Source organism: Blastococcus jejuensis, from assembly GCF_039534705.1.
Classification (GTDB): Bacteria; Actinomycetota; Actinomycetes; order Mycobacteriales; family Geodermatophilaceae; genus Blastococcus_B; species Blastococcus_B jejuensis.
The window spans coordinates 382423-405480 of record NZ_BAAAVV010000003.1 but is presented as its reverse complement, the minus strand read 5'-3'; the positions used below and the strand labels follow the sequence as shown (position 1 = coordinate 405480).

Annotated in this window: 23 protein-coding genes; 10 read left to right on the top strand and 13 right to left on the bottom strand. The window is 73.6% G+C overall.

All coding sequences use genetic code 11. The features are described from left to right. Positions 1-2: 2 nt before the first annotated feature. The 5 genes from ABD644_RS09080 to ABD644_RS09060 all read left to right on the top strand — a co-directional run bounded on the left by ABD644_RS09080 (position 3) and on the right by ABD644_RS09060 (position 5650). Positions 3-1367, top strand: coding sequence for an acetyl-CoA carboxylase biotin carboxylase subunit (locus ABD644_RS09080; RefSeq protein WP_344688476.1), 1365 nt, complete (start codon positions 3-5; stop codon positions 1365-1367). Further along, the gene (locus ABD644_RS09075) at positions 1364-2845 is read left to right on the top strand and encodes a biotin carboxyl carrier protein (protein ID WP_344688475.1); all 1482 of its coding nucleotides are present in this window, start codon (positions 1364-1366) and stop codon (positions 2843-2845) included. The genes ABD644_RS09080 and ABD644_RS09075 overlap by 4 nt, the downstream gene beginning before the upstream one ends. Continuing rightward, positions 2838-3689 (top strand): HAD-IIA family hydrolase, encoded by an 852-nt coding sequence (locus ABD644_RS09070; RefSeq protein ID WP_344688474.1) that lies wholly within the window; start codon positions 2838-2840, stop codon positions 3687-3689. The genes ABD644_RS09075 and ABD644_RS09070 overlap by 8 nt, the downstream gene beginning before the upstream one ends. Before the next feature lie 144 nt (positions 3690-3833). Next, a complete protein-coding gene (locus ABD644_RS09065; RefSeq protein ID WP_344688473.1) occupies positions 3834-5057 on the top strand; it encodes a fibronectin type III domain-containing protein in 1224 nt (407 codons plus the stop codon). A 122-nt stretch (positions 5058-5179) separates the two neighbouring features. After that, on the top strand, positions 5180-5650 hold the full coding sequence (locus ABD644_RS09060) for a hypothetical protein (protein ID WP_344688472.1): 471 nt from the start codon (positions 5180-5182) through the stop codon (positions 5648-5650). On the opposite strand, the gene ABD644_RS09055 is transcribed toward ABD644_RS09060, so the two are convergent. The 3 genes from ABD644_RS09055 to ABD644_RS09045 are packed head-to-tail and all read right to left on the bottom strand — an operon-like array spanning position 5647 to position 9544. After that, entirely contained in the window at positions 5647-6066 is a 420-nt protein-coding gene (locus ABD644_RS09055) for a hypothetical protein (RefSeq protein WP_344688471.1), read from the bottom strand. The genes ABD644_RS09060 and ABD644_RS09055 overlap by 4 nt on opposite strands. Positions 6067-6080: 14 nt before the next feature. Next, the gene (locus tag ABD644_RS09050; protein ID WP_344688470.1) at positions 6081-7526 is read right to left on the bottom strand and encodes an APC family permease; all 1446 of its coding nucleotides are present in this window, start codon (positions 7524-7526) and stop codon (positions 6081-6083) included. Further along, on the bottom strand, positions 7523-9544 hold the full coding sequence (locus ABD644_RS09045; RefSeq protein WP_344688469.1) for a primary-amine oxidase: 2022 nt from the start codon (positions 9542-9544) through the stop codon (positions 7523-7525). Before ABD644_RS09045 ends, ABD644_RS09050 begins: the two co-directional genes overlap by 4 nt. A 220-nt stretch (positions 9545-9764) precedes the next feature. Between ABD644_RS09045 and ABD644_RS09040 the strand changes: the two genes are divergently transcribed. Further along, positions 9765-10211, top strand: a complete 447-nt coding sequence (locus ABD644_RS09040) for a hypothetical protein (RefSeq protein ID WP_344688468.1) — start codon at positions 9765-9767, stop codon at positions 10209-10211. A gap of 1 nt (position 10212) precedes the next feature. Here ABD644_RS09040 and ABD644_RS09035 read toward each other — a convergent pair whose 3' ends face one another. Further along, entirely contained in the window at positions 10213-10629 is a 417-nt protein-coding gene (locus ABD644_RS09035) for a hypothetical protein (protein ID WP_344688467.1), read from the bottom strand. A 104-nt stretch (positions 10630-10733) separates the two neighbouring features. Here ABD644_RS09035 and ABD644_RS09030 point away from each other — a divergent pair, with 104 nt between their 5' ends. Continuing rightward, entirely contained in the window at positions 10734-11312 is a 579-nt protein-coding gene (locus ABD644_RS09030; RefSeq protein WP_344688466.1) for an ArsR/SmtB family transcription factor, read from the top strand. A gap of 91 nt (positions 11313-11403) precedes the next feature. Beyond that, a complete protein-coding gene (locus ABD644_RS09025) occupies positions 11404-11568 on the top strand; it encodes a hypothetical protein (protein ID WP_344688465.1) in 165 nt (54 codons plus the stop codon). A 19-nt stretch (positions 11569-11587) separates the two neighbouring features. On the opposite strand, the gene ABD644_RS09020 is transcribed toward ABD644_RS09025, so the two are convergent. From ABD644_RS09020 to ABD644_RS08985, 8 genes are all read right to left on the bottom strand, one after another. Next, a complete protein-coding gene (locus tag ABD644_RS09020) occupies positions 11588-12235 on the bottom strand; it encodes a dihydrofolate reductase family protein (RefSeq protein WP_344688464.1) in 648 nt (215 codons plus the stop codon). Positions 12236-12306: 71 nt separating this feature from the next. Continuing rightward, positions 12307-12963, bottom strand: coding sequence for a hypothetical protein (locus ABD644_RS09015; protein WP_344688463.1), 657 nt, complete (start codon positions 12961-12963; stop codon positions 12307-12309). Next, positions 12960-15563 (bottom strand): bifunctional FO biosynthesis protein CofGH, encoded by a 2604-nt coding sequence (locus tag ABD644_RS09010; RefSeq protein ID WP_344688462.1) that lies wholly within the window; start codon positions 15561-15563, stop codon positions 12960-12962. Before ABD644_RS09010 ends, ABD644_RS09015 begins: the two co-directional genes overlap by 4 nt. Before the next feature lie 28 nt (positions 15564-15591). Beyond that, positions 15592-16446: an ABC transporter permease gene (locus tag ABD644_RS09005; protein WP_344688461.1), complete on the bottom strand. Its 855-nt coding sequence runs from the start codon at positions 16444-16446 to the stop codon at positions 15592-15594. Then, a complete protein-coding gene (locus ABD644_RS09000; RefSeq protein ID WP_344688459.1) occupies positions 16443-17426 on the bottom strand; it encodes an ABC transporter ATP-binding protein in 984 nt (327 codons plus the stop codon). Before ABD644_RS09000 ends, ABD644_RS09005 begins: the two co-directional genes overlap by 4 nt. Further along, entirely contained in the window at positions 17423-18517 is a 1095-nt protein-coding gene (locus ABD644_RS08995; RefSeq protein WP_344688456.1) for a hypothetical protein, read from the bottom strand. Before ABD644_RS08995 ends, ABD644_RS09000 begins: the two co-directional genes overlap by 4 nt. After that, complete coding sequence (locus ABD644_RS08990; RefSeq protein WP_344688454.1) at positions 18501-19034, bottom strand: sigma-70 family RNA polymerase sigma factor; 534 nt, start codon at positions 19032-19034, stop codon at positions 18501-18503. The genes ABD644_RS08995 and ABD644_RS08990 overlap by 17 nt, the downstream gene beginning before the upstream one ends. Positions 19035-19178: 144 nt before the next feature. After that, a complete protein-coding gene (locus ABD644_RS08985; RefSeq protein ID WP_344688453.1) occupies positions 19179-19688 on the bottom strand; it encodes a flavin reductase family protein in 510 nt (169 codons plus the stop codon). A 35-nt stretch (positions 19689-19723) separates the two neighbouring features. Here ABD644_RS08985 and ABD644_RS08980 point away from each other — a divergent pair, with 35 nt between their 5' ends. Both ABD644_RS08980 and ABD644_RS08975 read left to right on the top strand, forming a co-directional pair. Then, the gene (locus ABD644_RS08980; RefSeq protein WP_344688452.1) at positions 19724-21145 is read left to right on the top strand and encodes a dihydrolipoyl dehydrogenase family protein; all 1422 of its coding nucleotides are present in this window, start codon (positions 19724-19726) and stop codon (positions 21143-21145) included. A 16-nt stretch (positions 21146-21161) separates the two neighbouring features. After that, positions 21162-22067 (top strand): NAD(+)/NADH kinase, encoded by a 906-nt coding sequence (locus ABD644_RS08975; RefSeq protein ID WP_344688451.1) that lies wholly within the window; start codon positions 21162-21164, stop codon positions 22065-22067. Between the two features lie 46 nt (positions 22068-22113). Here ABD644_RS08975 and ABD644_RS08970 read toward each other — a convergent pair whose 3' ends face one another. After that, positions 22114-22992, bottom strand: coding sequence for a hypothetical protein (locus ABD644_RS08970; protein WP_344688449.1), 879 nt, complete (start codon positions 22990-22992; stop codon positions 22114-22116). Between the last annotated feature and the right edge of the window lie 66 nt (positions 22993-23058).

Genomic DNA, 23058 nt, shown 5'->3' with positions numbered 1-23058 from the left:
CCGTGAGCAGGATCCGCCGGCTGCTGATCGCCAACCGCGGCGAGATCGCGGCCCGGGTGATCCGCACCTGCGCCCGGCTGGGCATCGAGTCGGTGCTCGCCGCCTCCGACGCCGACCTCGACTCGCTGCCCGCGCGGCTGGCCGACCGGGTCGTGCGGCTCGGGCCGGCTCCCGCCGCGCAGAGCTACCTGGACCCCGACGCGGTCGTGCGGGCCGCGCGGGCGGTGCGCGCCGACGCCATCCACCCGGGGTACGGCTTCCTGTCCGAGAACCCGGCCCTGGCGCGGGCCTGCGAGGCGGCCGGGATCGTCTTCGTCGGCCCGTCGGTCGAGTCGCTGCACGCCGTCGGCGACAAGCTGACCGCCCGCTCGCACGCCGTCGCTGCCGGCCTGCCGGTGGTGCCGGGAGGGGAGGCCGCCGACGTGGCGGGGGCCCGGGCGGTGGCCGCCGAGGTCGGCTACCCGCTGCTGGTCAAGGCGGTCGGTGGTGGCGGTGGCCGTGGGATGAAGCTGGTCCGCGACCCGGCCGACCTGGCGCACACCCTCGACCTCGCCGTCTCCGAGGCGGCCGCCGCCTTCGGCGACCCGCGGGTGTACCTGGAGCGCTTCGTCGCCTCCGGCCGGCACGTCGAGGTGCAGGTACTCGGCGACGGCGCCCGTGCCGTGGCGCTGGGCGACCGCGACTGCTCGGTGCAGCGCCGCTACCAGAAGCTGTTCGAGGAGGCGCCCGCCCCGCTCCTGTCCGACCGGCTCCGCGCCGAGATGGCCGACGCCGCCCTGCGCCTGGCCGCGCACCTGGGCTACCGCGGGCTGGGCACGGTGGAGATGCTCGTCGACCGCGAGCGGGACACCTTCTACTTCCTCGAGATGAACGCCCGCATCCAGGTCGAGCACCCGGTCACCGAGCTGGTCACCGGCCTCGACCTGGTCGCCGAGCAGCTCGCCGTCGCCGAGGGGCAGCCCCTGCGGATCCGGCAGGAGGACGTCGTCGTCACCGGCCACGCCGTCGAGTGCCGGATCAACGCCGAGGACGTCGAGCACGGTTTCCGCCCGTCGCCCGGCCGGATCGCCCGCGTCGTGCTGCCGGCCGGCGACGGTATCCGCGTCGACACGCACGTGCAGGGCGGCAGCGTCGTCCCCCCGTTCTACGACTCGCTGCTGGCCAAGCTGATCGTGCACGGCGCCGACCGCGCCGACGCCCTGGCCCGGGCGCGGGCGGCGCTGGACCTGCTGCGGATCGAGGGCGTGACGACGACCGCCCCGGTGCACCGGGCGCTGCTGGCCGACGCCGAGTTCGCCGCCGGGGGAGTGGACACCACGTTCTTCGAGCGCTTCCTCGCAGGCCGCCTGGTGGGGGCGGACCGATGAGCGACGTGCAGCTCGTCGACGTCTCGCTGCGCGACGGCAACCAGAGCCTGTGGGGGGCCACCGGCCTGCGGACCGGCCACGTGCTGCAGGTGGCGCCGCTGATGGAGCGGGTCGGGTTCCGGGCGCTGGACTACAGCTCGAGCACGGCCATGGGGGTCGCGGTCCGCAACCACCGCGAGGACCCGTGGGAGCGGCTGCGCCTGACCCGCGCGGCGATGCCCACGACGAAGCTGCAGTTCATCGGCACCGGGTTCCGGTTCATCTCGTGGGAGACCTCGCACCCGGAGACGATGCAGCTGGTCTACGACCGGCTGGTCGCCAACGGGATCGACCGGGTCGTCGTCCTGGACCCGATGCACGACATGGACGCCGCCCGGGAGACCGCCCGCCGCCTGAAGCAGGCCGGGGTCGACGAGGTCGTCGGTGCGCTGACCTTCACGATCAGCGCGGTCCACGACGACGCCTTCTACGTGGGCCTGGCCGGGCAGTACGCGGCCGACCCGCACTTCGACCGGGTCTACGTCAAGGACCCGGCCGGCATCCTCTCGGCCGAGCGCGCCCGCACGCTGTTGCCGGCGATCAAGGCCGCCCTGGGGACGACACCGCTGGAACTGCACTCGCACGCCACGATCGGCCTGTCCCCGCTGACCTACTCGATCGCGCCGGACCTCGGCGTCGAGGTCGTGCAGGTCGGCAGCGGGGCGCTGGGCAACGGGTCGTCGCTGCCCGAGGCACGGCGGACGGTGGCCAACCTGCGGGAGATGGGGCACACGGTCGACGTCGACGACCGCGCCCTGGGGCTGGTGTGCGACTTCTTCGACGGGCTGGCCGCCGCCGACGAGCTGCCCGTCGGGCGGCCGCAGGACTTCGACGCCGGGTTCCTGCACCACCAGATCGCCGGCGGGGTCATGACCACGACCCGGCGGCAGCTGCGCGAGATCGGCATGGAGGACCGCTTCGAGACCCTGGTCGAGGAGGTGGGTCGGGTCCGGGCCGAGCTGGGCTACCCGATCATGGTGACGCCGTTCCCGCAGATGGTCGTGTCGCAGGCCCTGTTCAACGTCATGGGCGAGCGGTACGCGACCGTGCCCGACCAGGTGATCCGGTACGCGATGGGCAGCTTCGGCCGGCCCACCGCCCCGATCGACGCGCAGGTGCTGGACCGCATCCTCGACCGGCCGCGGGCCCGCGAGCTGGCCTCCGAACCGCCCCCGGCGTCACCGGCCGAACTGCGGAAGCGCTTCCCGAAGGGGATCAGCGACGAGGAACTGCTGCTGCGGGCGCACATGCCTGCCGAGCAGGTCGACGCCATGCTGGCGGCCGGACCGGCGCCCCGGCACTACAACCCCGCCCTCGCCCCGGTCCTCGCGCTGCTCGGTGAGCTCGGCTCGCGACCGGCCGTCCACGATCTCGCGATCGCCAAGCCGGGCCTCCGGCTGTCGGTGCGTCGCTCCGCCGAAGGGACACCCGTTGCCTGACCCCGCTGCCCCGGACCGCCTGCGCGAGGTGCGCGGCGTCGTCCTCGACATGGACGGCACGCTCGTGCTGGGCGACCGCAACAACAAGGGCCTGGCGCCGCTGCCCGGCGCCGCCGAGCTGCTGACGACGCTCGAGGACCTCGCGATCCCGTTCTGCCTGTTCACCAACGGCACCACCCGGACGCCGGAGCAGTACGCGGACACCCTGCAGGCTGCCGGGCTGCCGGTGACCCCCGAGCGGATGCTGACGCCGACGTCGGCGGCGCTGGACCTCTTCCTCGAGCTCGGGTACCGCCGGGTCATGGTGCTGGGCGGCAAGGGCATCACCGAGCCGCTGGAGGCCGCCGGCATCGAGACGCTGCCCCCGCTGCGCGGCACGCAGTGTGACGCCGTGATGGCCGGCTGGTACCGCCAGGAGCTGACCTTCGACGCGCTGGAGGCAGCGGTCTTCGCGGTGTTCGACGGGGCGGCCATGTACAGCGCCTCGCAGTCGCTGTTCTTCGCGACGGCGGAGGGGAGGTCGCTGGGCACCTCGCGGGCGATCAGCGCCGTCGTCCGTGACATCACCGGGTGCGAGGTGACCGTCGTCGGCAAGCCCTCGCTCCGCGCCCTGCAGACCGCGGCCCGCCGGCTGGGCCTGTCACCCGCGGACCTGGCCGTGGTCGGCGACGACCCCGAGCTCGAGGTGCCGATGGCCCACGCGGGGGGAGCGACCGCCGTCGCCGTGCACACCGGGATCGGCTCCGCGGAGTCGTTCTCGGACCTGCCGGTGGAGCTGCGACCGCACCTGGATCTGCCCGACGTGGGCGTCCTCGCCCGGCTGCTGAGGTCTGCGCGCGACTGATCCGTCGGTGCGGGAGCCGGGCGTTCCGTATTGCGGATCCGTGACGGTGCGTACGGCCGTTCCCACGAGGGCCTTGCGGCTCTAACGTGCGCCACGGCTCGGCCCCAAGACTCGGGGACAACGCCGTCCGATCGGGGGATCGCCATGACCCAGCCACCCGTCCAGCCGTCACCGTGGGGCCGGCCCGGTATGCCGGTGGGTCCGCCGGTCGGGGCGCCGCCCGGGCCGCAGGCCTGGCAGCCACCCGGGGCACCGCTGGTGCCGCCCCAGCCCGGCGCCCCGGCATGGGAGCAGCGCCCCGGTCCGCCGGCCGGTCCGCCCCCGGGCGGTCCGTTCGCCCCGCCCCCCTCCGCCGCGAGATCCCGCAAGGGCCTGTGGTGGTCCATCGGTGCGGCCGTCGTCGCGCTCCTGGTCGCCGGTGGCGTGCTGTTCTTCGTGCTCATGGGGGGCGTCGAACCACCGACCGGCGTGAACGCGACCGTGCAGCCGGACGGCGTCTCCGTGACCTGGACGGCCGTCGAGGGCGCGAGCAGCTACGAGGTCTTCCGTGGCGACACGTCGGTGGGCACCACCGACCAGACGACGTTCCTCGACACCGAGGCACCCGGAGGGACCGAGGTGCGGTACACGGTCGTCGCCGCCAACCAGGACGGTGACCGCTCCGAGGCCTCCGCCGCCGGACCTGCCGTGATCACGACCGTCGACGCCCCGACACCGGTGGCGACCGTCGACGGTGCCGCGGTGCAGCTCACCTGGGAGCCGGTGACCGGCGCCGAGACCTATGCGGTGACACGTGACGGCGAGTCCCTGGCCGGCGACCTCACCGAGACCACCTACCTCGACCCGGAACCGTCCTTCGGTGACCACGCGTACGAGGTGACCGCCGTGGACGCCGACGGCGAGGGCAGCTCGGCGAGCGGCTCGGTGCAGGTCTCCGCGCCGGGCCCGTGGGTGGAGGCCAACGAGATCGCCACGGCCTTCCCGGAGCTGGTGGGCGATTCACCCGGCGGTGACGCCTGGAACGGTGCGTCCTGCGCGACGGCCACGCCCGACCCCGGCCAGGCGGCGATCTCCTGCGACTACCCGAACGGCATCCTCATGGTGGTCGTCCAGTACGCCGACACCGGTCAGCGCGATGCGCGGGTGGCCGAGGTCACCGGCCAGGCCGGCGTGCAGACCGGCACCTGGTCCTACGGCTCGGGTGCCGCCCAGGGCGACCTGTGGGTGAGTGCCGCTGACGCGGCCATCGCGTGGCGGTTCATCACCTTCTACGAGAGCGGCCGCGAACTGTTCTCCATCTACACCGAATGGGAGGGCCACTCGCAGGACCAGCTGCGCGACGAGTGGTTCGCCGGCGCGCCGTTCTGAGTCACGAGTGAGGCAGAGGGGGCGGCGGTGCGGCGCACGACAGGCGGTGTGGTGCTCGCGCTCGTCGCCCCCCTCGTGACGGCCGGGCCGGCGAGCGCCGGTCCGCCGCGCAGCCCGGTCCGGTGACCAAGCAGGGGTTCACCGACGTGCAGGTGATCGTGCGCGACGTGTGCGCGGCGCCGGCGGCGGCCCCCGGCGGAGGTGTGGTGGTCGCCGAGTACTCGGGCCGCGCCGCGGTGCCGCTGCAGAGCGACCCCCGGCTGCGGCAGGCGTCGGTCACCGCACGGATGCAGGACGTCGACGACCCCGCCGTGCCGATCACCGTCGTCGTCCGCTGGACCGGTTCCGGGCCGCTGGACCACACGACGACGCACATCCACGACCGCTTCCCCGGCGAGGGCGTCATCAGCTCGTCGGCGAACGACCTCCGCCGGACGGCCGACGCCGTCGTGACGCTGCAGGTCGGCACCGGGGTCGACCTGCGATCCGTGCCGGCCGCCGAGGCGGTGCTCGAGCGGACGAAGTCCCGCTGCGTGGAGAACCCGAGGCCCGGCGTCGAGGGCTTCTATCCCTGCTTCGGGTTCCCGGGCTAGCGACGGGCCGGGCCGGGCGCGGCGACCGTGCCCAGCCGGGCCACCAGGACGACGGAGACCAGCACCAGTTGCACGGCGGCCAGCGCGAGACCGCCCCACATCCCCAGGTCGGCCCATGTCAGCCCGCTCGCGCCGTGGTGCAGGCCGGTCGCGGCGGCCCAGGGGGACAGCAGCACCAGGTGGGCGACGAGCATGGCCGCGTACATCACGCCGGTCATGGCCCAGACCCGCGAGGTGGGGGCCAGCCAGAGCCCCCGGATGCACGGCAGGCACCCGGCGGCCATGGCCAGCAGCACGCCGCGCGCCAGCGGGCCGCCGTGACCGGGGGCCACGGCGGTGACCACGTGCAGCGCGACGCACAGGGCGCCGACGGCCGCGCCCGCCTCCGCGAGCAGCGGCCGCGCGATGCCCGGCACCGGTCAGCCGGCCGTCATGACCGGAGCTCGCCCGGGGGGACCGGCTCCTCCTCGAACGAGCCGACCTCCTCGACGATCTCGGGCTTCCGCAGGCGGATCACGGTGTACCAGGCCATCCCCAGGACGACGAGGCCGAGGAAGATCCACGGCATCAGGTTGAACGGGTAGTCGGGCACCGGGTACACGTTCTTCCAGAAGACGTAGAGCAGAACGGCCACGACGACGACGGCGAGCACGGTGGAGAGAGGACTGGCCTCGCCGCGCTTGCGCAGGAAGGACGGCAGGGCGGTCGCCATGAGCAGGTAGCCCAGCATGTAGCCGAAGGTGCCGATCGTGCCGGTGTAGCCGATCACGTTCAGCAGCTCGACCCCGCTCGCCACCATGACGATCGGCACGATGATCATGACCGGGGCGACGACCGCGATCGCGACGTGCGGCGTCCGGTACGAGCGGTGCGCCCGGCCGAGAGCCGTGGGCAGGATGTCTTCCTCGCCCATGGTGTACAGGATCCGGGACGAGGCGTTGATGCAGGCGATCGTGACCGCGAAGAACGAGGCCATGACCCCCAGGTCGACGATCCAGGCGATGCTGCCCAGCCCGTTGCGCTCGGCCAGGTCGCTGATCGGTGCGCCGCTCTCGGTCAGCGCCTCCGGCGTGCCGAAGCCGACGACCATCGTGTACGCCGCCACGACGTAGAGGACGCCGACCAGCGCCGCGCTGCCGAGGACGGCGCGGGGGATGGCGCGGTGCGGGTCCCGGGCTTCGGCGCCCAGGCTCGCCGCGCTCTCGAAGCCGACGAAGCCGAGCACGCCCAGCACGATGCCGAACGTGACGCCGTCGAAGGACAGGCCCTCCAGGGTGAACTGCGACGTGTCCCCGGTGAAACCGTTCTTGACCAGGACGGTGATCAGCACGATCCCCACGGCCGCCACCGAGATGATCTCCAGCACCAGCCCCACCCGGGTGGAGATCTTGATGCCGATGATGGCGAACGCCGCCGCGGCGATCCCGGCGATCGCCAGCATCACGCAGATGGCGAACGTGCCGGTCACGGTCAGCCCGATGGTGCCGAGGAAGCTCCAGAAGTAGATGCTGGTGCCGACGACGCCGATCATCGAGATGCACGTGTAGCCGATGACCAGGCCCCACCCCGCGGCGAACGCGCCGCCGGAGCCCAGCCCACGGGCGACGTAGCTGTACAGCGACCCCGAGGAGGCGAACCGCCGGCCGAACTTGGTGGCGACCAGCCCGACCAGGAGGACGACGACGGTCGCGGCCACGTAGGAGATCCACGTGCCGTGCCCGGCGTAGATCGCGATCAGGGCCGGGGTGGTGGCCGCGGCCGCGCTCGGTGCGATGGCGGCCACCGACTGGGCCATCACGTCGAGCTGGCTCATCGATCCGTGGGCCAGCCCGGTGTCGGACTGGACGGCGTGCGGCTGGACCGCCTCCGCGCTCACCGGGTCACCGACCCGTTGCCGTGCCCGTCCCCGTGCGCGGCATGGTCATGACTGTCGTGGCCGTTGCCGGTGTGGCAGGCGGGGGTCGAGCGGGGCATGTCGAGGGCGGGGTTGCCGTCGAAGAACCCGACTGGCTTGAGCATGAACCCGGCGTAGGTGACGGGCATGACCGGCCAGTCCTCCGGGCGGACCACGTGATGGGCGCCGAAGGAGTACCAGACGACGAGGTCCTCGTTCTCCAGCGGTCGGTCGGCCTTCTGGTACTCCACCAGCCCGCCGGGGGAGCCGTGCTGGTTCGGGTAGTCGCCCGCGGCGAACATCTCGCGCGGCTCGTAGGCCGTCACCCACAGGTGCTTGTAGGCGAACTGCGCCCGGGAGAAGGCCTGCGAGCCCTCCTGCTGCAGGGGCAGCACGTTGTCGCCCGGCATGAGCTTGAAGCAGGTGGGCTGGCCCAGCTCGTTGATCCGGTTCGGGTTGACGATGTACCAGTTGCGGGCGACGAACGGGTCGATCAGCCGCTGCGCCTGGCTCTCGCGGGCCAGCAGCGTCTTCTTCGTCTCCCATGCGTTGCCGTACGGGTTGTCGGGGCCCGGGGGCAGTGCCGCGGCGTCGACCTCGTAGACGGAGTTGCGTTCGCCGTCGACCTGCATGTCCAGCCGGACGTTGAAGAAGTGCTGGTGGTGCGGGCCGTAGAGGCCGGGCGCGACGACGACGCCGTGCCGCGGCTGCTCGCCGTCGGCCAGTGCCCCGGTCGAGATGATGCCGCTGAGCTTGACCTCGTACTGGATGGTGCCGTCGGTGTAGAGGTACCAGAAGAAGCCGTACTCGTAGTTGCCGACGGTGGCGAAGCAGGACACCACGAGCCGCCGGGAGCGGCGGACCTCGACCTTCTCGGTGCGGAAGTCGGTGTGCTTCCAGCCGACCCCGTAGTCCTCCTCGTGCATGCAGATCGCGTTCGGGATGGTGACCGGCTGGCCGTCCTGGTCGTTGGCCGTCACGTCGAAGTAGTGGATCTCGCCGAGGCAGTCGCAGCCGAGCTCGAGCGGGTTGAGCAGCAGCCCGACCCCGTACTCGCCCTCGTCGAAGACGTTCTTGATCCGGTGGGTGGGTGCCGGGTCGCCGTAGGGGATGTACATCTCCGACAGGGATGCCCGGTAGATAACCGGGCGCAGGGTGCCCCGGTCGTCGTAGCCGATCTGGTGCAGCACCAGCCCCTCCCGGGGGCTGTAGCCGACCCGGAGCCGCCACTTCTGCCAGCTGACCGCGTGGCCGTCGACGGTGAAGCTCGGGCCCTCGGGCTGGGTGATCTCGAGCGGCCGGACGTCGTCGCGCAGGTGGGTGTGCGCGGGGCGGTTGTCGCCGTCGAACATCAGCTCCGGCATGTAGTTGCCGGCCTTCTCCGGCAGCGGGACGACGCCGTGGTCGCGGACGTCGATGACCTCCATGAGGTCGAGGTCGACCAGGACGATCAGGCCCTCGACCGGGCGCGCGTAGCCGTTGTCGTCCTCCCGGGACCGCACGAAGGTCAGCGGGCGGACCAGGCGACGGCCCTTGGGGTCGTCGATGTCGTAGCCGGCGGCCCACGGGTCGATCATCGTGAGGGAGAAGTCGGTGACGCCGCGCTTGCGCATGGCCTCCTGCCACCGCGGGTCGGCCCGGGTGATCTCCTCGCTGCTGAAGAACTCCTCCAGCATCACGCTGGGCTGCACGTCCGCGATGACCTGCCAGGACGTGACCGAGCCGCCGGACAGCGAGACGACGGCCTCGATGGTCTGCTGGTGCTCGCGGTCGTAGAGGATCGCGAAGGCTTCCCGGTCCGGTGCCGGGCCGCCGTCGCGGTCGTGCTCGAGGACCGCCTGCTTCGGCGGCTCGTGCAGCCCGATGGTCACGAAGCGGACCTGCGGTCCGAGGTCGCGTTGCTCCCGCAGGAGCTCCGAGGCCCGCCGGATCTCGTCCGGGCTCAAGGGCTCGAGGGGGTTGCGGGTGAGGGTGTCGATGTCGGGGGCCTGGACTGCCACGGGCGCTCCTCGAGGAGTTCGAACCGGGCTGGGGGCGCGGGAGCGCGGCCAGATGGCCGGACGCTAACGGTGCGCACGTGACCGGACAAGGAGTTGGCGTGATCACGGTCACAGACTTCTGCCCCGGCTCCCGCCAGATGAGTCCGCTGCGCCACCGGGCGCCCCGGGGGCTCTAGTCTCCCTCGGCCGGGTCGAGCGACCCGGGCGGACGGAGGCAGGGATGGACTGGCACCGGTTGGTGCGCGCCGGCGCGCAGGGGGTCGCGGCGGCGGTGCTCGGCGGCCTGGTCGGGACGGCGCTCACGCGGGGGTTGATGCGCCTGGTCATCCTCGTCGCCGGCGGGTCCCCGCAGTTCACCTGGACCGGCACGGCCTTCATCGCGCTGTTCTACGTCGTCTTCCTCCTGCCGGGCGCGATCGCCGTGGCCTGGAGCCGGGCCCGCTGGACGCGGTTCGTCCTCGGGGCCGGAGCGCTCGCCATCCCGGTGCAGGCGGCGGGCATCGCGACGACCGATCTGGAGTCCGTCGGGCCGTTCACCACCGGGCAGTGGGCGCTGCTGGTTCCGCTCTTCGTCGGCATGGCGGTCGCGTACGCGATGCAGGCGGCAATCGTCTACCGGGTGGCGCGGGGCGCGCGGCCGGCGGTGGCGGTGCCGGCAGGGGCCTGACTCACCCGGCCGGCGCGTCGTCGTCGCTCGGCCAGTCGGGCAGGGGGAGCCCGGCCAGGGCGAGGAGCCGCTCGACGGTCTCCTCGACGACCTCGTCGCGGGGCGGCGCACCGTCCGGTGCGGCCATCAGGTCGGCCACCGCGGCCGGGTCGACCTCGGCCCCGGTGGTCTCGTGCACCCAGCGAGCGAACCCCTGGGCCTCGGCAGCGACGTCGACCGGGGCGGCCGCGTCGGGCTCGTCGAAGTAGATGCGCGGCTCGTGGCCGAGGAAGAAGCGGCCGCCCGAGGCGTCCGCGGCGCGGTAGTCGAGCGTGGCGATGTCGCTGTCGTGCACGTCGAGCAGCAGGAACGGGACGGCGGTCGGGGCCCCTGCGGTCCACCGGCCGGCGCTGAACGCGAGCTTCCCGAAGTACCCCACGCCCGCAGGCTAGCCATCCGGGCGGCGCCGGGCCGGGAGGCATCCGCAGGAATCATTGTGCAAGAAGTCTTGTGCAATGTCACTTGTGCGGTCATAGTGGTGCCATGAGCGATCGACGGGACGTCCGCGAGGTCACCGACGCGCGGGTGCTCGCCGCGCTGGCTCACCCGCTGCGCCGCCGGCTGATGGACGTGCTCCGGGTGCACGGCCCGGCCACGGCCAGCGTGCTGGCCGAGCGCACCGACCAGCACGTCGGCAACGTCAGCCACCACATCCGGGCGCTGGCGGAGGTCGGCCTGGTCGAGGAGGCCCCGGAGCTGGCCAAGGACCGGCGCGAGCGCTGGTGGCGCCTGGTGGCCCGCTCGCTGCGCTGGTCCGGCGCGGCGCTCTCCGACGACCCGGCCGAGGAGGCCATCGCACAGGCCGTCCAGTCGCTGACCATCGACCGGCACAGCGGGCACGTGCGCGCTTGGTTCGCGGCCGCTGACGAGGAGCGCGAGCCGTGGCGGTCGACCGCGTTCGCCATGGAGAAGTGGCTGCACCTGACCCCGGACGAGCTCGGCGAGCTGTCCCGCGAGGTCGCCGACCTGCTCGCCCGCTGGAACGACCGGGAGCAGTCCGACGCCACCGAGCGCCGCGAGCCGGTCCTGTTCTTCACCTACGGCATCCCCGCCCGCCCGTGACCGGCCGCGATCGGTCCACACGCCGCCGGCCGCGCCGGCCTGCACCTGCCGTCCCCGTCCGGCACCCCGTCACCATCCAGAGGAGAGTCCCGTGATCGGCCCCGAGTACGAGTTCGTCGCCGGGCGCATGGCGGAGCTGCAGGCCCGCGCCGCGGCCGCCTCGCGCGCCCACCGCCTCACCGCCGCTCGACGAGCAGCCCGGCGAGCGGAGAAGGCAGCCCGGCTGGCCGCCCGCCTGGACGCGACGATCTTCTGATCGGAAGGCGCGGGTGGCTTCAGACCTCGCGCCCGGCCCCGCGATCGGGCCCGGTCATGTCGCCCGTCGCCGGTGTGCCATCTGCGAGCCCGTAGCGCAGGTACACGGTGCCCTTCGGACCCGCCGCCGGCGGTTCGAGGAGCGTGACGTTCGTGGGCACCGCGCCGCCGTCGAAGACCTTCTTCCCCACGCCGAGCATGATCGGGTGCACCCAGAGGTCGAGCCGGTCGAAGAGCTTCTCGCGCAGGAGGGTCTGCACCAGGTTCAGGCTCCCGACGACCTTCACGTGCTCGTGCCGGTCCCGGATCTCGCGCACCGCGCCGGCCAGATCAGGGCCGAGCTGCGTGGACCCGGCCCACGAGAGGTCGGGTCTGCCGCGGGAGGCCACGTACTTCGGGACGCTGTTGAACAGGGTGGCGATCCCGTCGTCCTCGCCGCCCTCCTGGTGTGGCCAGTAGGCGGCGAAGATGTCGTACGTCCGCCGGCCGAGCAGGAGGGCGTCGGTGCCCTCGTACGCGGCACCGACCTGCGCGCCGGCGACGTCGTCCATCAGGGGCGCCTGCCAGCCGCCGAACGGGAACCCTCCCTCGGTGTCCTCGTCGGGGCCGCCGGGCGCCTGCCCGACGAGGTCGAGGGTGGCGAACAACTCGATGTGGATGAGGCCCATGCCGTGCTCCCGATGGGTTGGCCGACCCGGTCGAGAGGTAGACCTCTCGGCGCCGCCAGACTCATCCCCCGTCACCCCAGTCGCTCGGCGACCGCCTCCAGGAAGTCGTCCGCAGGCGCGAGGATCTCCGGATCGTCGCGATCGGCGCGCATGACGACCAGCAGGACGACGTCCCCGGCGTACACGAGCCGGCGGTCGGTCTGCTCCTGGCCGGAGACCACCCGGTGGATGCGCACGCCCTCCCAGCCCGACCCGGACCACGGCTCGACCGACTGGACGTCGCTCGTCCCGGTGTCGAGCATGCCGTCGCCGTCGGTGTCCGCGTCGGTGAACAGCTCGAACTCGCATCCGGCGGCCGCCGACCGCGCGTCCTCGACGAACAGCCGGGCCGCCTCCTCGTCGGAGTCCGGGGCCGCATCCGGGTCGGCTGCTCGCGCCGCCTCCGCGGAGGCACGCCAGGCGTAGGCCTCGAGGGTCGCCGGGGCCGTCTGGTAGAACGCGGCCGCCGGCTCGCCGAGCTCCCCGGAGAGCGGCGGCGGCGTGGGCCCCGTGCCCGAGGGGAGCGGGTCGCACAGCGTCAGAGGAATCTGACCCGGCGCGGCCGCCACGTAGCCGGGCAGCTCGACCACGAGCGCCTCCGCGAGGTCGCCGGAGGGCTGCAGCACCGAGCCGCAGGCGGCCAGCAGTGCGACGGCCGCGCAGGAGAGCAGGCGCCGCGTCGTCCTCACGCGGGCGTGATCGAAAGAGTGAGCCGGCGGCGGCCCTCGTCGGAGCGGGCGGTGGCCAGGCGCTCGGCCGACGGCGTCCCGTACTCCGTCGTCCGTTGCCGGGCGGGCCGGCCGATCGCGGCGGCCATCGCCTCGAGCTCGGCGATCGTCTTCAGCGAGCCGTTCTCGCTGCCGGCCATGCGGCTGATGGTCTCCTCCATCAGCGTGCCGCCGAGGTCGTTGGCCCCGCCCTGCAGCACCGCCTTCGTGCCGGCGTCAGCGAGCTTCACCCACGAGGTCTGGATGTTGGGGATGCGACCGTGCAGCAGCAGCCGGGCGACGGCGTGCACCGCCCGGTTCTCCCGCACCGTCGGGCCGGGCCGGGCCACCCCGGCCAGGTAGATCGGGGAGTTGTGGTGCACGAACGGCAGCAGCACGAACTCGGTGAAGCCGCCGGTCTCGTCCTGCAGCGCGGCGAGCGTGCGCAGGTGCGCGACCCAGTGGGCCGGGGTGTCGACGTGGCCGTACATCATCGTCGACGTCGTCGGCAGGCCGATGCGGTGCGCGGTGCCGATGATCTCCAGCCAGGTCGCGCTCGGCAGCTTGCCCTTGGTCAGCACCCAGCGGACGTCGTCGTCGAGGATCTCCGCCGCGGTGCCAGGGACGCTGTCGAGCCCGGCCTCCCTGGCAGCGGTCAGGAAGTCCTCGAACGACAGCCCGGTGCGGGCGGCGCCGTTGACGATCTCCATGGGTGAGAACGCGTGCAGGTGGATGCCGGGCTGCCGGCGCTTCACCTCGCGAGCCAGGTCGAAGTAGGCGGTGCCGGGCAGGTCGGGGTGGATGCCGCCCTGCATGCAGATCTCGGTGGCGCCGGCCGCCCACGCCTCGTCGACCCGGTCGCCGACCTGTTCCATCGACAGGGTGTAGGCGTCGGCGTCGGTGCGCCGCTGGGCGAAGGCGCAGAACCGGCAGCCGGTGTAGCAGACATTGGTGAAGTTGATGTTCCTGTTCACGACGTAGGTGACTGAGTCGCCGTTGACGTCGGCGCGCACCGCGTCGGCCAGGGCGCACAGGTTCTCGAGGTCGGTGCCGTCGGCGCCCAGCAGCGCCAGGTACTCGGCGTCGGAGAGCCCGGCGGGATCGACCTCGGCGTGCAGCAGGGCGGCGAGCACGTCGCGGTCGCCGGCGGCCAGCGCGGTGGAGTGCCCGTCGCGGGCGCTCTCGGTGCGCGACCGCAGTTCCGACCAGTCGCCGTACACGGCGTCGAAGTCCGACCGCCGGTCGGTGGTGCGGCCCACGGTGTCGACCTCGACGTGCAGGTCGGTGCGCCCGGACGACGTCCAGGCCTCGTCGGGCTCCTGCCAGGGCAGCCCGACCGGGATCCGCTCCTCGACAGCGAGGCCGTCCGGCCCGGCGAGCGCGCCGACGTGCGGGCGCACCCGCGGGTCCAGCCACGGCTCGGGGGCCAGCACGTACGGCGGCTGGGCGGCCAGCCGCTCGCGCAGCTCGAACCCGGCGTAATCGGTCAGCTTGGCCAGTTCCTCGAGGTTGGGCCACGGCCGTTCCGGGTTGACGTGGTCGGGCGTCAGCGGCGAGACCCCGCCCCAGTCGTCGACTCCGGCCCGCAGCAGCAGCCCGAGCTCAGTGGAGTCGGACAGGTTCGGCGGGGCCTGCACGCGTGCCTTCGGGCCGAGCAGCAGCCGGGTCACCGCGACCGCCGCCACGTACTCCTGCAGGTCCAGGTCGTCGTGCGCGGCCATCGCCGTGCGCGGCTTGGCCCGGAAGTTCTGGACGATGACCTCCTGCACGTGCCCGTGGCGCTGCGCGGACGCCCGGATCGCGCCGATCGCCTCGACCCGCTCGGCGTAGTCCTCGCCGATGCCGAGCAGCACGCCGGTGGTGAACGGGACGGCGGAGCGCCCGGCGTCCTCCAGCACGCGCAGCCGCAGTGCCGGCTCCTTGTCGGGCGAACCGAAGTGCGGTCCGCCGGGCTCGGACCACAGCCGGGTGGCCGTCGTCTCGAGCATCATCCCCATCGACGCCGACACCGGCTTGAGCCGCTGGATCTCCTCCCAGGTCAGGACGCCGGGGTTGAGGTGGGGCAGCAGCCCGGTCTCCTCGAGCACGCGGATCGCCATCGCCCGCAGGTAGCCCAGCGTCGAGTCGAACCCGTGCGCCTCCAGCCACGACGCCGCGACCGGCCAGCGGTCCTCCGGCCGGTCGCCGAGGGTGAACAGCGCCTCCTTGCAGCCCATCGCCGCCCCGGACCGCGCGATGTCGAGCACCTCGTCGGGGGAGAGGAACGGGGCCTTGCCGGCGGCGCGCAACTGGCCGGGCGTCGTCACGAACGTGCAGTAGTGGCAGCGGTCGCGGCACAGGTGCGTCAGGGGGATGAAGACCTTCTTGCTGTAGGTCACGACGCCGGGCCGCCCGGCCGAGGCCAGGCCCGCGTCCCTGATCCGCCCGGCCGCGGTCAGCAGTCGGTCCAGCGGCTCGCCCTCGCCCAGGCCGCGGGCGTGCAGGAGCGTCTCGGCCTCGGTCGCGTCGAGAGTCACGCCCCGCTCGGCGCGCACGAGCGCACGGCGCAGCGCGGACTCCGACGGTGGGGGGAGAGCGTTCATCGGGAAGAACGCTAGTCGTCGGAGCCGCTCAGACGTCGCGGCGGGAGAAGGCGAGCGCCGTGAGGCCCCACACCATCGCCACCCACACGACCACCCAGGCCAGGTAGACCGGCGTCAGCGGCGCCTCGCTGAGGAACGGGAAGCCCTCCATCTCGAAGCCGAACTGGGCGAGCGCGGCCGGGTCCTGTAGCGCGTGCATCGCACCGCGCCACAACCCGTCGGTGGGCAGGATGATCCGCGAGATCACGCCGACCTGGGCCACGCCGTCGTTCCCGAGCGCCTGGCCGATGCCCCCGACGACGCCGGCGATCCAGGTCGCCCCGAACAGGCCGACCGCCACCACCCCCGACGCCATCGGGGAGAGGGCGCTGGAGAGCAGCAGCGCGAGCGTGAGCAGCACGACGGTCTGCGCGGCCAGGAACAGCAGGGCGACGACCGGCTCCGGCGGCCAGTAGCCGACGGTCAGCTGGACGACGACGCACTGCGCCAGCCCCGCCACGGCGACGAAGCCGCTGCCGAAGGCGACCAGCCCGAGCCACTTGCCGAGCAGCACGGCCCATCGGCGGACCGGCCGGGCGAGCACCGAGAGGGCGATGCCGGACTCGATCTCGCCCGAGACCGTCGGACCGGCCAGGAATGCCGTGCCGAGGGCCGTGATCAGGCTCATCCCGAACATGACCAGGTTGAGCAGCTGCGATGCGACCAACCGGGACTCGCCGCTGGTGAGCGTTCCGAACTCGGCCTCGGCCGCCAGCCGGGAGAAGCCCCAGGCGCTGAGCGCGAGCAGGGCGACCGTCAGCACGCCGATCGAGCGGAGCACCTTCCGGCGGGAGGCCTCGCGGAGGGTGAGCCCGGCGATCGTCAGGACCGTGCGCGCGGTCATGGCGTGGCCTCCTCGGGGTCGTGGCGCAGGATGCCGAGCAGGCGCTCCTCGAGGCTGATCCGCCCGGGCTCGACCGCGTGCACGCGGACGCCGAGGCCGACCAGGTCGCGGACGAGGTCGGGCACGGCCCCCTCGTCGTCGTCGCGCAGGGCCACGGTGAACCAGTTGCCCTCGCGGGTGACCGTTCCCGTGGCGGCCAGCCGGGCCTCCACGCCGGCCGGCACGTCGGTGAGGTGCAGCCGCACCTCGTGCTGGCCCAGCAGCTCGAGCAGCGTGCCCGCGGCAGCCACCCGGCCCTTGTCGAGGATGACGACGCGGTCGCAGACGCGCTCCACCTCGCCGATCAGGTGCGAGTTCAGCAGCACGGCGACGCCACGGGCCTTGAGCGACAGAACGAGGTCGCGCACCTCGACGCGGCCCACCGGGTCCAGCGCGCTGGTCGGCTCGTCGAGGATCACCAGGTCCGGGCGGGCGACCAGCGCCACGGCCAGCCCGAGCCGCTGCTGCATGCCCTTGGAGAACGTGCCCGCCCGGTCGCCGGTGCGGGCGCCCAGCCCGACCTGGGTCAGCACCGCGCGGCGGTCGGCCGCGGACACGTCGGCGCCGGACAGCCGGACGTGCAGGTCGACGACCTCGGCCGCGGTCAGCCACGGCTGGTAGCGGAACAGCTCGGGCAGGTAGCCCACGCGCGCCCGCGACGCCGGATCGGTGGCGGGCCGGCCGAGCAGCAGCACCTCGCCCGCATCGGGACGCACCAGGCCGAGCAGCATCTTGATGACGGTGGTCTTCCCGGCGCCGTTGGGGCCGAGCAGGCCGACCACCTCGCCGCGGCCCACGGTCAGACCGACGCCCTCGACCGCGGGGCGACGTCCGTACCGCTTGCGCAGCCCGGTGCACCAGACGGCCGGCGACGGCGGCAGCCCCGCCAGGAGCTCCGCCGCCGCCGTCTCGGGTGCCCTCGCCTCCGGAGCCCTGGTCACCGCAGGCCGGAGGCGATGGAGAGGACCTCGCCCTCCGACAGCGATCCGGCGACCGCGGTGACGACGCCGTCCTCCACCCAGACGACTGCCGCGAGGAATCCGTCGCGGGACGCGAGCAGGGTGGCGTCCTCGCCGTCCACCTCGGTCGGGGTGCTGGTCGCGTACTCGGCCGGCACCGGCAGCGGGAGCGTCGAGGCGTCCGGGGAGAAGCTGCGCAGCTGCGCCGCGACCTCCTCCGGCAGACCGGGCAGGGAGAGCAGGTAGTCGCGCAGCTGCTCGAAGTCGGCGCCCGACGCGAAGGCCGCCGGAGCGACCGCGCGGGCGACGACGAGCGCCGGGACGCCGCTGTCGCCGGCCCAGACCGCGGCCAGCCCGGGTCCGGCGGTCAGCCGGACCTGCGCGCCGTCGAGCCCCGGCGGCACGGGCGGCAGCTCCTCGCCGGCCTCCGCCGCGGCCTGCTCGGCGCGCTCGGCCGAGAACGTGAACGTGGCCGCCACCTCGCCGATGGCCATGTACTGGGGCTGCCCGCTCACGCCGTCGGGCAGGGTGGCCACCTCGGGAGCGTCCAGGCCGGTCAGTTCCTCGGCCGCCGCCTCGTCCGCGACCGGCGCCGGCTCCTCGGCGCCGGTCACCTCGAGCGTCCCGTAGTCGGTCAGGTCGGGTACCGCGCTGAGGTCCAGGTCGGTGCTGATGGCGATCGGCTCGATCTCCTCGGTGGCGAAGATCGGCAGCCAGTCGTTCGCGGCCGCGACGCCGGCGCCCGTGACGACGACGGCGAAGCCCAGCGCGGCCACCGCCGGTCGGCGCAGCGCGGCCCCCCAGCGACGGCGCCGGGCGGGAGCGCGGACGGCGGTGCTCCGCGACTGGGCCGCCGTGAGCCGGGCCCAGGCGGCGTCGACGTCGATGTCGGTCACGGGGTCGGCGAGGGAGTCGGACCGGAGCGCGGCGCCGACGGCGGCCGCGTCGGCACGGGCGCTCGCCAGGCTCGTGAGGCAGACGGGGCAGGCCGCGACGTGCTCGCGGTCGGCGTCGGCGACGCCGACCGGCTCGTCGACGAGCCGGCGCAGCACGCCGTCAGTCGGATGACGCATGACGGGTCAACTCCTTGCGCAGTGCGGACTCGGCGCGTCGGACGGTCGTGCCGACGCTGCCGGGGGACATGGAGAGGGCTGTCGCGACCTCGGCGTAGGACAGCCCGCTGTGACGGAGGACCAGGGCGGCGGCCTGCTTGTGCGGCAGGGCACCGAGGGCCGCGCGGACGCGGCTCCGCTCCTCGGCGGTGACCACGACGTCGGCGACGTCGGGGGAGATCGTGGGCCGGACGGCGGCGTCGGAGACGGCCGCGGACTCCTCGCGCGACGCGCGGCGACGCCCCGACCGGATGTGGTTCAGGGCGGTGTGGACGGCGGCGACGGTCAGCCAGCCGCTCGCCTCGTCGGCGGGCACCGCCGACCGGCCGAAGGCGAGGAAGACCTCCTGGGCGACGTCCTCGCACTCGTCGCGGGAGCCGAGCACCCGGCCGGCGACGGCGACGACCCGCCGGTAGTCGCGGCGGAACACCTCGCCGAGATCGTCCCGGACGGCGTCCCGGGCCGTCGAAACCGCCACGACGCCGTCCTCCCGTGTCGTCCGCAGCCCGCGCCCGACCGGAGCGGTCGCGGTCATCGGTCCGCCGTGCCGTACGAGGTCCACACTGACAGAGCACCGCCGGGACGCCGGATGTGACAAGGGATGTCCACCCGATCCCGTGGGTCACGGGCGGCCGGCGGGGTGCCCCTCCTCGTCGACGAAGCGGCCGCGCAGCCGGATCAGCGGCCGGGTCGACGGGTTGAGCACCGGCACGTCCTCGACCTCCAGCAGCGCGAGCACGTGGTCGCCGACGGGCAGCAGCTGCTGGAGCCGGCAGTCCAGGGCGGCCACCCCCTCGTCCAGCACGATCGCGCCGCTGCGCGCCCGCGACCAGGGCACCGACTCCAGCAGGTGCCGCGCGCTGGGCCGCCCCGCCGAGGCGAACCGGCTGGCGACGATCGCGTGCTGCACGCCCAGCACGGTCAGCCCGCAGCGCCCCACGTCGCCGAGCACCTCCGCCGGGTAGTGGCCGGCGGTGAGCCCGACCGCGAGCAGCGGCGGCTCCGCCGACACGCTCATGACCGAGCTGACGGTGACGCCGACGTCGTCGATGTCGTCCTGGACGGTCAGCAGGCACACACCGGCGGCGTACTGCCGGAAGGCGGTGGCGAACTGATCGGCGTCCACGGGCATGGCACTGAGTCGACCACACCGCCAGGATGGGGCGCGTGACCAGCGAAGCGGACAACACCTACGACGTCGTCGTCCTCGGGGCGGGATCCACGGGGGAGAACGTCGCCGACATCGTCGTCAAGGGTGGTCTGTCCGCCGTCCTCGTGGAGTCCGAGCTCGTCGGCGGTGAGTGCTCCTACTGGGCCTGCATGCCCAGCAAGGCGCTGCTGCGCGGCACCGAGGCGCTGGCCGCCGCCCGCGCCGTCGACGGCGCCAAGCAGGCGGTGACCGGGGAGCAGGACGTCGCCGCGACCCTGGAGAGGCGCAACTCGTTCACGTCCAACTGGGACGACGTCTGGCAGGTCAAATGGGTCGAAGACTCCGGCATCGGGCTCCTGCGTGGCACCGGCCGCCTCGACGGCGAGCGCACCGTCGTCGTGACGGCGGCCGACGGCAGCGAGACCCGGCTGACCGCGCGGCACGCGGTGGCGGTCTGCACGGGCTCGACCGCCGCCGTCCCGCCGATCGACGGGCTGCGCGAGATCTCCCCGTGGACGCCGCGCGAGGCCACCAGCGCCAAGCAGGTGCCCGGCCGCCTGCTCGTGGTCGGTGGCGGCGTCGTGGGCTGCGAGATGGCGACCGCGTGGAGCGCCCTCGGGTCGCAGGTGACCCTGATCGAACTCGGCGAGCGGCTGCTGCCGGCCCTCGAGCCGAAGGCCGGCGAGGCCGTCGCGGCGGCGCTGAGGGAGGCCGGCGTCGACGTCCGGCTCGGCGTCGGCGTGACCGCCGCCCGCCGCGAGGGCGACGACGTCGTCCTCGTGACCGGGGACGGCGAGGTGCGCGGCGACGAGGTGCTCGTCGCGGTCGGCCGCCGGCCGGGCACCGCCGCGATCGGCGTGGACACCGTCGGGCTCGAACCCGGCAAGTACCTCGATGTCGACGACTCCCTGCAGGTCCGCGGGGTGCCGTGGCTCTACGGGGTCGGCGACGTCAACGGCCGCCGGCTGCTCACGCACATGGGCAAGTACCAGGCGCGGCAGGCGGGCGCCGCGATCGTCGCCCGGGCCACCGGCGAGCAGGTCTCCCTCGCCGACTGGTCACCGTTCGTGGCCACCGCCGACCGGGCCGCGACGCCGTCGGTCGTGTTCACCGACCCGCAGGTCGCCTCCGTCGGGCTCACGACCATGGAGGCCGCCGAGAAGGGCCTGCCGCACCGGGTCGTCGACATCCCGATCGCCGTCGCCGGGTCGTCGCTGCACGCCGACGGCTACACCGGGACGGCGATCATGGTCGTGGACACCGAACGCGAGGTGCTGCTCGGCGTCACCTTCGTCGGGCCGGACGTGGGCGAGATGCTGCAGTCCGCGACGATCGCCGTCGTCGGTGAGGTGCCGATCGCCCGCCTGTGGCACGCGGTGCCCGCCTACCCGACCATCAGCGAGGTCTGGTTGCGCCTGCTCGAGAACTACCGGGGCTGACCGCCCGGTGGTGCGCATGGGGCTGGTCCTCCACCCGTATCGCGACTCCTCGGCCGCGGTCGCCCAGGTCGCCGCCTGGACCGGTGGCCGCGCCGTCGAGCTCGTCGCCGACCGGGCCGACGTCGCCCGGCTCGGCCTGACCGGCGTGGTCGCGGTGCCGGCCGAGGAGCTGGCCGGCACCTGCGACGGCATCATCGCCCTCGGCGGCGACGGCACGATCCTCGGCGCGATGCGCCTGGTCAGCGCCCGGCCGGTGCCGGTGCTCGGGGTGAACCTCGGGCACCTGGGTTTCCTCGCCGAGGTCGAGGGCCGCGAGCTCGACGAGGCCCTGACCGCGATGGCCGAGGAACGGGTGACCACCGAGATGCGCGGCTGCCTGGTGGTCCGCAAGGGCGACTGGGAGTGGCTGGCCTTCAACGACGCCGTCCTGGCCCGGGTGCCGGGGGAGGGCATGGTGCGGGCGACGTTGTCGGTGGGGGGCCGGCCCTACGGGCACTTCCGCTGCGACGCGGTGATCCTGGCGACGGCGATGGGATCCACGGCCTACAACTACGCCGCCGGCGGGCCGGTGGTCAGCCCCGGCGTCGAGGGGATCCTGGTCACCCCGGCCGCGCCGATGTCGGGCATCAACCGCACCATCATGCTGGCCCCGACCGAGTCCCTGCGGCTGTCCCTCACCGGCGGGCAGCCGGCGATGGAGTTCGACGGCATCCTGGGCGGCCGGGTCGGCCCTGGCGACGAGATCGAGGTCTCCTACCGGCCCGACGCCGGCCAGCTGGTCCGGATCGAGGGCTCGCGGGCGGCGGCGCGCAGCCGGGTGAAGCTGTCGCTGCTCGACCTGCCGTTCCTGCCGGGGGAGCTGCTCGAACTGCTGCCCGACGAGATCCGGCAGAAGCACGAGGAGGAACCGATCCAGCCGTGAGGGCGGGCGGGCTCGAGGTCCAGGGCTCGAGGCCAGGGACCCGCGGTCAGGGACCCGGGCGGGGCAGCGGCAGCGGGCCGGCGTAGGGCATCGTGCGGGACGCCTCCACGAGCGCGTCGGCGCGGACCGCGGCGCCGACGGGCACCCGGATGCCCTGCCCCTCCCGCACCAGGGTGGGCCGCAGCACCGGCTGGCCGACCTCGTCGCGCATCGTGAGCACCTCGGCGGCGCGCTGGTCGGCGGGCAGCTCGATCGGCAGGTACCAGCCGGCGACGTAGGTCTGGTTCTTGTACGTGAACGGGGTCTTGTAGGTCAGGATCGGCGAGAGACGCCCGTCGACGTAGGACGTGGGGAACTCGACGATCAGCGAGAACCCGCGGGCGAGCGCCTCCTGGTCGCCCCGGACGTGGTCGGCCATGATCGCCCGGTGCCGGGCGTCGTCGCCCACCTCGGCGGTCAGTCCCGAGCGCTGGAACCGGTCGAGCTCCCGGCTGTAGATGATGTCGACGGCCTCGCGGGTGCCGTCGGGCCGGGGAGGGCCGAACCGCTTCACGAACGCCGGGGGCATGCACAGGTAGAACACCTGGAAGAGGAACTCGACGTCGCTGGCCTCGGGCGGCAGCGGCTTGCCGTCGAGCCGGTACCCGGCCAGCGAGCGGCTCATCCGGCGCGACTCGACCAGCGGGCCGCCCAGCCCGATGGCCATCAGCACCGCGCCGACCGTGAGCACCAGGAACTGCGACCCCTCGGTGACCAGCTCCCAGCTGCCCACCCTGCGCACGAACGCGGCGAGCACGGCGAAGATCCCGGCGGTCAGGATCACCGCGTAGGGGAACGAGTGGACGACGCCGACCACGCGCGCGAACTGCCCGGAGAGGTCCTTCGCGCCGCCGCCGTTCGCCGTCGTGGAGCCTTCCCCTGACATGACGTCCCCCTCCCGAGCGCGGCCCGCACCCTGGAACCCCCAGGCTGAACCGGACGGGTGCGGAGC